The 11,106-nt window shown below is 68.8% G+C and carries 10 protein-coding genes; 8 read left to right on the forward strand and 2 right to left on the reverse strand.

The window, feature by feature from the left end; genetic code table 11:
• The first annotated feature begins 58 nt into the window (after positions 1–58).
• From rpsO to ACWCP6_RS33040, 5 genes are all read left to right on the forward strand, one after another.
• Positions 59–346 (forward strand): 30S ribosomal protein S15, encoded by a 288-nt coding sequence (gene rpsO / locus ACWCP6_RS33020; protein ID WP_168437547.1) that lies wholly within the window; start codon positions 59–61, stop codon positions 344–346.
• A gap of 390 nt (positions 347–736) precedes the next feature.
• Entirely contained in the window at positions 737–2,950 is a 2,214-nt protein-coding gene (locus tag ACWCP6_RS33025) for a polyribonucleotide nucleotidyltransferase (protein ID WP_450936296.1), read from the forward strand.
• Positions 2,947–4,326, forward strand: coding sequence for a M16 family metallopeptidase (locus ACWCP6_RS33030; RefSeq protein ID WP_450936297.1), 1,380 nt, complete (start codon positions 2,947–2,949; stop codon positions 4,324–4,326). Before ACWCP6_RS33025 ends, ACWCP6_RS33030 begins: the two co-directional genes overlap by 4 nt.
• 93 nt (positions 4,327–4,419) lie before the next feature.
• Positions 4,420–5,175: a 4-hydroxy-tetrahydrodipicolinate reductase gene (dapB, locus tag ACWCP6_RS33035; protein WP_450936298.1), complete on the forward strand. Its 756-nt coding sequence runs from the start codon at positions 4,420–4,422 to the stop codon at positions 5,173–5,175.
• Between the two features lie 10 nt (positions 5,176–5,185).
• Positions 5,186–5,638 (forward strand): hypothetical protein, encoded by a 453-nt coding sequence (locus ACWCP6_RS33040; RefSeq protein ID WP_450936299.1) that lies wholly within the window; start codon positions 5,186–5,188, stop codon positions 5,636–5,638.
• A 138-nt stretch (positions 5,639–5,776) separates the two neighbouring features.
• On the opposite strand, the gene ACWCP6_RS33045 is transcribed toward ACWCP6_RS33040, so the two are convergent.
• Positions 5,777–6,331, reverse strand: coding sequence for a hypothetical protein (locus ACWCP6_RS33045; RefSeq protein WP_450936300.1), 555 nt, complete (start codon positions 6,329–6,331; stop codon positions 5,777–5,779).
• A 118-nt stretch (positions 6,332–6,449) separates the two neighbouring features.
• On the reverse strand, positions 6,450–6,689 hold the full coding sequence (locus ACWCP6_RS33050) for a hypothetical protein (protein ID WP_450936301.1): 240 nt from the start codon (positions 6,687–6,689) through the stop codon (positions 6,450–6,452).
• Between the two features lie 330 nt (positions 6,690–7,019).
• Here ACWCP6_RS33050 and thyX point away from each other — a divergent pair, with 330 nt between their 5' ends.
• From thyX to ACWCP6_RS33065, 3 genes are all read left to right on the forward strand, one after another.
• Positions 7,020–7,760 carry an FAD-dependent thymidylate synthase gene (gene thyX / locus ACWCP6_RS33055; RefSeq protein WP_450936302.1) on the forward strand — a complete coding sequence of 247 codons (741 nt, stop codon included), beginning with the start codon at positions 7,020–7,022 and terminating at the stop codon, positions 7,758–7,760.
• Positions 7,761–7,979: 219 nt separating this feature from the next.
• Complete coding sequence (gene dapA, locus ACWCP6_RS33060) at positions 7,980–8,879, forward strand: 4-hydroxy-tetrahydrodipicolinate synthase (protein ID WP_450936303.1); 900 nt, start codon at positions 7,980–7,982, stop codon at positions 8,877–8,879.
• A gap of 169 nt (positions 8,880–9,048) precedes the next feature.
• Positions 9,049–10,734: a ribonuclease J gene (locus tag ACWCP6_RS33065; protein WP_450936304.1), complete on the forward strand. Its 1,686-nt coding sequence runs from the start codon at positions 9,049–9,051 to the stop codon at positions 10,732–10,734.
• Positions 10,735–11,106 lie beyond the last annotated feature (372 nt).

The following is an 11,106-nucleotide window of genomic DNA, read 5'->3' on the forward strand; positions in this document are numbered from 1 at the left end:
CCCTGCGATGCAGACCAGGGGCACTCGGTGGCGAATCATTTGACTACGAGGAGTACGCGTGTCGCTCGACGCCGCTACGAAGAAGCAGATCATGGCCGAGTTCGGTACCAAGGAGGGTGACACCGGCTCCCCCGAGGTCCAGGTCGCCATGCTGTCGCGTCGGATCTCCGACCTGACCGAGCACCTCAAGACCCACAAGCACGACCACCACTCCCGTCGTGGTCTGCTGATCCTGGTCGGTCAGCGTCGCCGCCTGCTGCAGTACCTGGCCAAGAAGGACATCCAGCGCTTCCGTGCCCTGGTCGACCGCCTCGGCATCCGCCGTGGTGCGGCGGGCGCCAAGTAAGACGCCGTGAAGGGAGCGGTTCCCACGCAAGAGGGGGACCGCTCCCTTCGCCGTATGTGCGGCGCCGTCGCCTCCGGGCGCCGGCCGCTCCGCACGAGCCGCGGCCGCTGTACGTGCGAAGTGTCACTGCCGCTTTGTACGCTGGTCGCACGACGCAGTACGCAGGAATGCGACGCGTAGGTACCCCGTCACGACGGCGGGTACGTACAGCGTCATGAGGAACGAGGAGGAGTGCCCTCGCCGCCGCCGGTCCTCGGTAGTGGCCCCCGGGTAAGGCACCCCGGGTGCTTCGATCGAAGACCGGCCCGCACACAAGGCGCGCTTCTCCATCCCGTCCCCCGCCACACGGGCGGCAGGGACAAAAGACGAAAAGTAACGGAGAAAACGCTAGTGGAGAACGAGACCCACTACGCCGAGGCCGTCATCGACAACGGCTCCTTCGGCACCCGCACCATCCGCTTCGAGACCGGCCGTCTGGCCAAGCAGGCCGCCGGCTCCGCCGTGGCGTACCTGGACGACGACACCATGGTGCTGTCGGCCACCACCGCCTCCAAGAACCCGAAGGACCAGCTCGACTTCTTCCCGCTCACGGTGGATGTCGAGGAGCGGATGTACGCGGCCGGCAAGATCCCCGGCAGCTTCTTCCGCCGCGAGGGCCGTCCGAGCGAGGACGCGGTCCTCACCTGCCGGCTCATCGACCGCCCGCTGCGCCCGTCCTTCAAGAAGGGCCTGCGCAACGAGATCCAGGTCGTCGCCACGGTCATGGCGCTGAACCCGGACCACCTGTACGACGTCGTCGCGATCAACGCCGCGTCCGCGTCCACGCAGCTGGCCGGCCTGCCCTTCTCCGGCCCGATCGGCGGCGTCCGCGTCGCGCTGATCAACGGCCAGTGGGTCGCGTTCCCCACGCACACCGAGCTCGAGGACGCCGTCTTCGACATGGTCGTCGCGGGTCGCGTCCTGGAGGACGGCGACGTCGCGATCATGATGGTCGAGGCCGAGGCCACCGACAAGACCATCAAGCTCGTCGAGGGCGGCGCCGAGGCGCCGACCGAGGAGGTCGTCGCGGCCGGTCTGGACGCCGCGAAGCCCTTCATCAAGGTCCTGTGCAAGGCCCAGTCGGACCTCGCCGCCAAGGCCGCCAAGCCGACCGGCGAGTTCCCGATCTTCCTCGACTACCAGGACGACGTCCTGGAGGCGCTCACCGCCGCCGTCCGCCCGGAGCTGGCCTCCGCGCTGACCATCGCGGGCAAGCAGGAGCGCGAGGCCGAGCTCGACCGCGTGAAGGCGCTCGCCGCCGAGAAGCTCCTGCCGGAGTTCGAGGGCCGCGAGAAGGAGATCTCCGCCGCCTACCGCTCGCTCACCAAGACCCTGGTCCGCGAGCGCGTGATCAAGGAGCGCAAGCGCATCGACGGCCGCGGCGTCACGGACATCCGTACGCTGGCCGCCGAGGTCGAGGCCATCCCGCGCGTGCACGGCTCGGCGCTGTTCGAGCGTGGCGAGACCCAGATCCTGGGTGTCACCACCCTGAACATGCTCCGGATGGAGCAGCAGCTGGACACCCTTTCGCCGGTGACCCGCAAGCGCTACATGCACAACTACAACTTCCCGCCGTACTCCGTCGGCGAGACCGGCCGCGTCGGCTCCCCGAAGCGCCGCGAGATCGGCCACGGCGCCCTCGCCGAGCGCGCCATCGTGCCGGTGCTGCCGACGCGCGAGGAGTTCCCGTACGCGATCCGTCAGGTGTCCGAGGCCCTCGGCTCCAACGGCTCGACGTCCATGGGTTCGGTCTGCGCCTCCACCATGTCGCTGCTGAACGCCGGTGTGCCCCTGAAGGCCCCGGTCGCCGGTATCGCCATGGGTCTGATCTCCCAGGAGATCAACGGCGAGACGCACTACGTCGCCCTCACCGACATCCTCGGTGCGGAGGACGCCTTCGGCGACATGGACTTCAAGGTCGCCGGTACGAAGGGCTTCGTGACCGCCCTCCAGCTCGACACCAAGCTGGACGGCATCCCGGCGTCCGTCCTCGCCGCGGCCCTCAAGCAGGCCCGCGACGCGCGTCTGCACATCCTCGACGTGATGATGGAGGCCATCGACACGCCGGACGAGATGTCCCCGAACGCCCCGCGGATCATCACCGTCAAGATCCCCGTGGACAAGATCGGTGAGGTCATCGGCCCCAAGGGCAAGATGATCAACCAGATCCAGGAGGACACCGGCGCCGAGATCACCATCGAGGACGACGGCACCATCTACATCGGTGCCGCCGACGGTCCGTCCGCCGAGGCGGCCCGTACGACGATCAACGGCATCGCCAACCCGACCATGCCGGAGGTCGGCGAGCGCTACCTGGGCACGGTCGTGAAGACGACCACCTTCGGTGCGTTCATCTCGCTGCTCCCGGGCAAGGACGGTCTGCTGCACATCTCGCAGATCCGCAAGCTCGCCGGTGGCAAGCGCGTGGAGAACGTCGAGGACGTCGTCGGCGTGGGCCAGAAGGTCCAGGTCGAGATCGCCGAGATCGACTCCCGTGGCAAGCTCTCCCTCATCCCCGTGATCGAGGGCGAGGACGGGGACCAGAAGGACGACACCGACAAGTGACGTCCCGTAGCTTCAAGGCGACGGCCCGCACCTCTTCGGAGGCGCGGGCCGTCGCCCGTACCCAAACCCTGCTCAAGGGCAAGGACGGCATCGGCACGGTCCGCAGGACGACGCTGCCGGGCGGCCTCCGTGTCGTCACCGAGACCCTCCCCTCCGTACGCTCCGCGACCTTCGGCATCTGGGCGCATGTCGGCTCCCGCGACGAGACGCCCAGCCTGAACGGAGCCACGCACTACCTCGAGCACCTCCTCTTCAAGGGCACCCACCGCAGGAGCGCCCTCGACATCTCCTCCGCGATCGATGCGGTCGGCGGCGAGATGAACGCCTTCACGGCGAAGGAGTACACGTGCTACTACGCGCGCGTGCTCGACACCGACCTGCCGCTGGCGATCGACATCGTCTGCGACATGCTCACGGGCTCCCTGATCCAGGAGGAGGACGTCGAGGCCGAGCGCGGCGTCATCCTCGAAGAGATCGCCATGACCGAGGACGACCCGAGCGACGTGGTGCACGACCTGTTCGCGCACACCATGTTCGGCGACACGCCCCTGGGCCGCCCGGTCCTCGGCACCGTCGACACGGTCAACGGCCTCACCGCCGACGGCATCCGCCGCTTCTACAAGCGGCACTACGACCCCACGCACCTGGTGGTCGCCGCGGCGGGCAACGTCGACCACGCCAAGGTCGTACGCCAGGTCAGGGCGGCCTTCGACAGGGCAGGCGCCCTGCGAGCCACCGCCGTGGAGCCGCGCGGACCCCGCGACGGCAAGCGCGCCATCCGCACCGCGGGCCGCGTCGAGATGCTCGGCCGCAAGACGGAGCAGGCGCACGTCGTCCTCGGCATGCCGGGCTACGCCCGCACCGACGAGCGCCGCTGGGCCCTCGGCGTGCTGAACACCGCGCTCGGCGGCGGCATGTCGTCGCGGCTCTTCCAGGAGATCCGGGAGAAGCGCGGCCTCGCCTACAGCGTCTACTCGTACACCTCCGGCTTCGCCGACTGCGGCCTCTTCGGGGTCTATGCCGGCTGCCGTCCTGGCCAGGTGCACGACGTCCTGCGGATCTGCCGCGACGAGCTCGACCACGTCGCGCAGCACGGGCTGTCCGACGACGAGATCGGCCGCGCCATCGGCCAGCTCTCCGGCTCCACGGTCCTCGGCCTGGAGGACACGGGTGCGCTGATGAACCGCATCGGCAAGAGTGAGCTGTGCTGGGGCGAGCAGATGTCCGTGGACGACATGCTGGCGAAGATGGCCGCGGTCACGCCCGACGACGTACGCGACGTGGCACGCGACCTGCTGACGCGCCGGCCCTCGCTGTCGGTGATAGGCCCGCTCAAGGAAAAGCAGGCCGCCCGGCTGCAGGAGATCGTCGCCTGACCCCGGCCGGGCCCCTCCCACGGGAGGGGCCCGGCCAGGGCAACAGTCACCTCAGAAACAGTCCGTAGAGCTCCTGGTAAGGAATGTAAGGACATGAGCAAGCTGCGCGTGGCGGTCCTGGGCGCCCAGGGCCGGATCGGCTCGGAGGCCGTACGAGCGGTCGAGGCCGCCGAGGACATGGAACTGGTCGCGAAGCTGGGCCGGGGCGACAAGCTGGAGACGCTGGCCGACTCCGGCGCCCAGGTCGTGGTCGAGCTGACCACGCCCGGTTCGGTGATGGGCAACCTCGACTTCTGTGTCCGGCACGGCATCCACGCCGTGGTCGGCACGACCGGCTGGACCGACGAGCGTCTCGCGCAGCTGAACTCCTGGCTCGCCGCGTTCCCGGAGACGGGCGTGCTGATCGCCCCGAACTTCTCCATCGGTGCGGTCCTGACGATGAAGTTCGCCCAGGCTGCGGCCCCCTGGTTCGAGTCCGTCGAGGTCGTCGAACTGCACCACCCGAACAAGGCCGACGCGCCTAGCGGCACCGCCACCCGTACGGCCCAGCTCATCGCGGCGGCCCGCGAGAAGGCCGGCAGCGCCCCGCAGCCGGACGCCACGGTGACCGCGCTGGAGGGTGCCCGCGGCGCGAACGTCGACGGGGTGCCGGTGCACGCGGTACGCCTGCGCGGCCTGCTCGCCCACCAGGAGGTGCTGCTCGGCGGCGAGGGCGAGACCCTCACCATCCGCCACGACTCGCTGCACCACAGCAGCTTCATGCCGGGCATCCTGCTCGGTGTGCGACGCGTGGTGTCCACCCCGGGCCTCACCTTCGGCCTGGAACACTTCCTCGACCTCAACAGCTGAGTACCTCTCCATGCGCGCGAAAATCACCTACGCCGTCACGGCAGCTGTCCTGGTCTTCTACTTCGTCCTGGTCGGCAGCCGCGGGGTGTTCCTCATCGAGCACGGCACGGTCGTCACGGTCACCTTCGGTGTCGCGGTGCTGATCCTGCCCGTGATCGGTGTGTGGTTCCTCTGGAAGAACACCCGGTTCGTCCAGAAGGCCAATCAGCTGGCCGTCGAGCTGGACGCCGAGGGCGGACTCCCCGTTGACGAGTTGCAGCGCACGACGGGCGGGCGCATCGACCGCGACTCGGCCGACGCCGTCTTCCTCAAGCGCAAGGCCGAGACCGAGGACACGCCGAACGACTGGCGCTGCTGGTTCCGGCTCGCCGTGGCCTACCACGACGCCCGCGACACCCCGCGTGCCCGCAAGGCCATGCAGCGCGCCATCGCCCTCCACGAGGGGAAGCAGCTCCCGGCCTGAGGCGAAGCACTTCCCGGGCGCTTTCGGGCTGCCGGGGCACCGGCGCGGCTCCGAGGCAGGGGTGCAGCAGAGAGGTGCAGGCAAGGGGGTGCAGCAGAGCCCCGAGGCCATCAGGCCTCGGGGCTCTGCTGTTGCACGTCAGTGGTGGCGGTACTCGTCGGCCCACACCTCGACGGTGTCCGCCGCCCGGTCGAAGGCCTCGCCGCGCGCCAGGAAGTCCGCGTTGTGCGTGGTCAGCAGCGGCTCGTGCTCGTTCGGCCGGTCCGTGCGTACGAAGACCAGCGCCTGCCCCTGCACGGTCCGCGGCATCCCGAGCCACCGCACGGGCTGCTGGGTCGTCCGCAGGCTCGCCACACGCTCCCAGGCGAACGTCCGGGTGCGCCAGAAGGCCACCCGGCGCAGACCGTGGGCGCTCACCCACACGCCCATCCGCAGCTGCCGCAGCGCGGAGGCGATGATCAGCAGGGCGAGGATCCCGCAGAACGCGGCGCCGGGCAGCGCACCGGCGAAGGCGATGATCACGGCGGCGACGAGCACGTACGAGGCCAGGAGCAGGATCAGCGCCGCGACCCCCACGCGCCACGGACCGGGGCGGTAGGGGCGCCGCCAGCGGTCGCGGTCGTCGAAGGGCAGCGCGGCGCCGTCCGCTGTTTCGTCGAAAGCGCGGTCGGCGGTCAGGAAGGGCAGGGGCACGGCTGATCCTCACTCATCCACGCATGGGCTGTGCCCGGTGAGGCTACCGAGCCGTTCACCGGGCCACCACCTGAGGGGGCCGGCCGGGTATCCCGCCCGGTGCGACGGCGGGCGGGCGTCAGCGCCCGTCCGCCGCCTCGGAGTGCTGGGTACGGGCGGGCGACTGATCCGTGGAAAGGGCGGGCAGCCCGAAGATCAGGGAGCCCACGAGGCCCGCGACCACGGTGACCCCGAGCAGGGCCCGACCGGCCATCTGCCCGGCGGAGGCGCGATGCCGGGGCGGCGGGGCGACGTTGCTGCGGAACTTGTCGGCTTCGGCGATGAAGGCGAACGGTACGGGCTCGCGCCGACGGAACATGGGAGGTACTGCTCCTCTGGAAAAGGACCGGACAAATGGGTCGTGACGGGAAGGGTCGGGGCGGTCGGCTCGAGTCGGGGGATCCGCACTCGGCGCCGCTACTCGGACAGACGCACGAGAGGGCCGATAGGTGCCCTGTTTCACCGAATTCGCAGAAGTTCGCCGATGTTCGGTGACGTTCGCCGTCGATTCGCAGGGTTCGTGATCTTCGACCGACGTTCGCCGGCCTCCGGAGTCGAATGTCGTGGGGCGCCGCCGAAGGCCCTGTTGTCGGTGCCGGGCCGTAGAGTGGGCGCCGCCCGAAATGCTATGGGAAGGACCACCGGAACCGTGACCGACACCCCCGCCGACGACCTGAAGCCCAGCTTCCGCAGTGATGTGACCGTGGAGCTGGTGAAGCATGCGGCGAGCGACAGCGACGTGCTGTGGGCCGCCCGTGTGTCCACCGCGGGAGAGCAGTCCCTGGAGGAGCTCAAGAAGGACCCGGAGCGTTCCAAGGGTCTGATCAACTACCTGATGCGGGACCGGCACGGGAGCCCCTTCGAGCACAACTCGATGACGTTCTTCATCAGCGCCCCGATCTTCGTGTTCCGCGAGTTCATGCGGCACCGCGTGGGCTGGTCGTACAACGAGGAGTCGGGCCGGTACAGGGAGCTGCAGCCGGTCTTCTACGTCCCCGACGAGGCCCGCAAGCTCGTCCAGGAGGGCCGCCCCGGCAAGTACCGCTTCGTCGAGGGCACACAGGCGCAGCAGGAGCTCGTCGGTCGCGTCATGGAGGACTCGTACCGCGAGTCCTACGAGGCGTACCAGGAGATGCTGGCGGCCGGCGTCGCCCGCGAGGTCGCCCGCGCGGTCCTGCCGGTGGGCCTCTTCTCGTCGATGTACGCCACCTGCAACGCACGCTCGCTCATGCACTTCCTCGGCCTGCGCACACAGCACGAGCTGGCCAAGGTGCCGTCCTTCCCGCAGCGGGAGATCGAGATGGTCGGCGAGCGCATGGAGCGGGAGTGGGCCGGGCTCATGCCGCTCACCTACGAGGCCTTCAACGCCAACGGCCGCGTCGCGCCGTGACGCCGTCGCCGCGGCGCTCCGGCGTCCCGGCACAGGTGTACGGATCAACCAAGTGAAGTGTCCGTATTGCGGCATTTCATGAAGTTCATCTAGCCTGATCGAACGGACCCGGCACTGCTTGAACCCCCGAGCAGGCAGTGCCGGGCTCCGCATATCTCACGTCCCTCCGCATCCCCCCGAGGGGGGACCGCGCGCTGAGCAGCGAGTAGCGTGTTACCCATGGCTCCGACCTCCACTCCGCAGACCCCCTTCGGGCGGGTCCTCACCGCCATGGTCACGCCCTTCACGGCGGACGGCGCACTCGACCTCGACGGCGCGCAGCGGCTCGCCACCCACCTGGTGGACGCAGGCAACGACGGCCTGATCATCAACGGCACCACGGGCGAGTCCCCGACCACCAGCGATGCGGAGAAAAACGACCTCGTACGCGCGGTCGTGGAGGCCGTGGGCGACCGCGCCCACGTCGTCGCCGGAGTCGGCACCAACGACACCCACCACAGCATCGAGCTCGCCCGCGCCGCCGAGAAGGTCGGCGCACACGGCCTGCTGGTCGTGACGCCGTACTACAACAAGCCCCCGCAGGAGGGCCTGTACCGGCACTTCACGGCCGTCGCGGACACCACCGAGCTGCCGGTCATGCTCTACGACATTCCCGGCCGCAGCGGCGTACCGATCAACACCGAGACGATCGTCCGCCTCGCCGAGCACCCGCGCATCGTCGCGAACAAGGACGCCAAGGGCGACCTCGGCCGCGCCAGCTGGGCCATCGCCCGGTCCGGCCTCGCCTGGTACTCCGGCGACGACATGCTCAACCTGCCGCTCCTCTCGGTCGGCGCGGTCGGATTCGTCTCGGTCGTCAGCCATGTCGTCACGCCCGAGCTGCGCACCCTGCTCGAGGCGTACGTCTCCGGGGACGTCCAGAAGGCCATCGAGATCCACCAGCAGCTGCTCCCGGTCTTCACCGGCATGTTCCGCACCCAGGGCGTCATCACGACGAAGGCCGCGCTCGCGCTGCAGGGTCTGCCCGCCGGCCCCCTGCGCCTGCCCCTGGTCGAACTGTCGCCCGAAGAGACCGCCCAGCTCAAGATCGATCTCGCCGCCGGCGGGGTACAGCTGTAACAACGGACTTCACAACTGAATACGACAACGCAATACGACATGCACACATCCGCCGGTCGGCGGGTGCGGCAACGTCACGGCTCCGAGCCGACCCACAACCGCTACTGCACGAACGTCATGCGCGCCACGTGCCTCATAGGTACGTGGCGTGTGTGGTCAGGAGAGTCTTTTGAGTCATCCGCATCCTGAACTCGGCCCGCCGCCGAAGCTGCCCAAGGGAGGCCTGAGGGTCACCCCGCTGGGCGGTCTGGGCGAGATCGGCCGCAATATGACGGTCTTCGAGTACGACGGCCGTCTGCTGATCGTCGACTGCGGAGTGCTCTTCCCCGAGGAGGAGCAGCCCGGAATCGACCTGATCCTGCCGGACTTCACGTCCATCCTGGACCGCCTCGACGACATCGAGGGCATCGTCCTCACGCACGGCCACGAGGACCACATCGGAGGCGTCCCGTTCCTTCTGCGTCAGAAGGCGGACATCCCGCTGATCGGCTCCAAGCTGACGCTCGCCCTCATCGAGGCGAAGCTCCAGGAGCACCGCATCCGCCCCTACACCCTGGAGGTGGCCGAGGGGCATCGTGAGCGGGTGGGTCCCTTCGACTGCGAGTTCATCGCCGTCAACCACTCCATCCCGGATGCCCTGGCCGTGGCCATCCGCACCCCCGCGGGCATGGTCGTGCACACGGGCGACTTCAAGATGGACCAGCTCCCGCTGGACAACCGTCTCACCGACCTGCACGCCTTCGCGCGGCTGAGCGAGGAGGGCATCGACCTCCTGCTCACCGACTCGACCAACGCCGAGGTCCCCGGCTTCACGCCGCACGAGCGTGACATCTCGAACGTGCTGCGCACGGTGTTCGCCGGCGCCCGCAAGCGGATCATCGTCGCGAGCTTCGCCAGCCATGTGCACCGCATCCAGCAGATCCTGGACGCCGCCCACGAGTACGGCCGCCGGGTCGCCTTCGTCGGCCGTTCGATGGTGCGGAACATGGGTATCGCCCGGGACCTCGGTTATCTGAGGGTTCCGCCGGGCCTGGTCGTCGACGTCAAGACGCTCGACGACCTCCCGGACGAAGAGGTCGTGCTGGTCTGCACCGGTTCGCAGGGCGAGCCGATGGCCGCCCTGTCGCGGATGGCCAACCGGGACCACCAGATCCGTATCGTCGACGGCGACACGGTGATCCTCGCCTCGTCCCTGATCCCCGGCAACGAGAACGCGGTCTACCGCGTGATCAACGGTCTCACCCGCTGGGGTGCCAAGGTCGTCCACAAGGGCAACGCGAAGGTGCACGTCTCCGGCCACGCCTCGGCCGGCGAGCTGCTGTACTTCTACAACATCTGTCGGCCCAAGAACCTGATGCCGGTGCACGGCGAATGGCGTCATCTGCGGGCCAACGCCGAGCTGGGTGCCATGACCGGCATTCCGCACGACCGGATCGTGATCGCCGAGGACGGCGTCGTCGTCGACCTCGTCGAGGGCAAGGCCAGGATCTCCGGCAAGGTCCAGGCGGGATACGTCTACGTGGACGGGCTGTCCGTCGGCGATGTCACCGAGACCTCCCTCAAGGACCGCCGGATCCTCGGCGAGGAGGGCATCATCTCGGTGTTCGTGGTCGTGGACTCCACCACCGGCAAGATCACCGGAGGCCCGGACATCCACGCGCGCGGCTCGGGCATCGAGGACGCGGCGTTCGACGCGGTCATGCCGAAGATCCGCGAGACCCTGGACCGCTCGGCCCAGGACGGCGTCGTCGAACCCCACCAGCTGCAGCAGCTCATCCGCCGCACGCTGGGCAAGTGGGTCTCCGACACCTACCGCCGCCGGCCCATGATCCTTCCCGTCGTGGTCGAGGTCTGACACACCGTCGGATCCGACCGACGACCTGAACGACGAGCGGGGCGCCTCGATTTGCATCGGGGCGCCCCGCTCCAGTACGTTTACGTCTCCGCCTGAACGGGAAGCCCCCGGCGCGCATGCGTGCCCGGAGGCCGGACCGAGCGGGAGGGAAATTCCGACTCAGAATCTCTGATAAAGTCGGAGCCGCCGGAAAGGAAATCGCGAAAGCGAGAAACGGACCGGAAAGCCCGCTCCAGCGGGTGGCGGAAACGGAAATCGGATCTGCTAAGCTGGAAACACCGAAGGGAAGCGCCCGGAGGAAAGCCCGAGAGGGTGAGTACAAAGGAAGCGTCCGTTCCTTGAGAACTCAACAGCGTGCCAAAAATCAACGCC

The organism is Streptomyces sp. NPDC002004 (assembly GCF_053593975.1).

What these genes read in the sequence shown, in the direction of transcription:
- dapA (WP_450936303.1), top strand. Translation starts at nt 7,980, where the DNA reads ATGGCTCCGACCTCCACTCCGCAGACCCCCTTCGGGCGGGTCCTCACC.
- ACWCP6_RS33040 (WP_450936299.1), top strand. Translation starts at nt 5,186, where the DNA reads ATGCGCGCGAAAATCACCTACGCCGTCACGGCAGCTGTCCTGGTCTTC.
- ACWCP6_RS33050 (WP_450936301.1), bottom strand. Translation starts at nt 6,689, where the DNA reads ATGTTCCGTCGGCGCGAGCCCGTACCGTTCGCCTTCATCGCCGAAGCC.
- dapB (WP_450936298.1), top strand. Translation starts at nt 4,420, where the DNA reads ATGAGCAAGCTGCGCGTGGCGGTCCTGGGCGCCCAGGGCCGGATCGGC.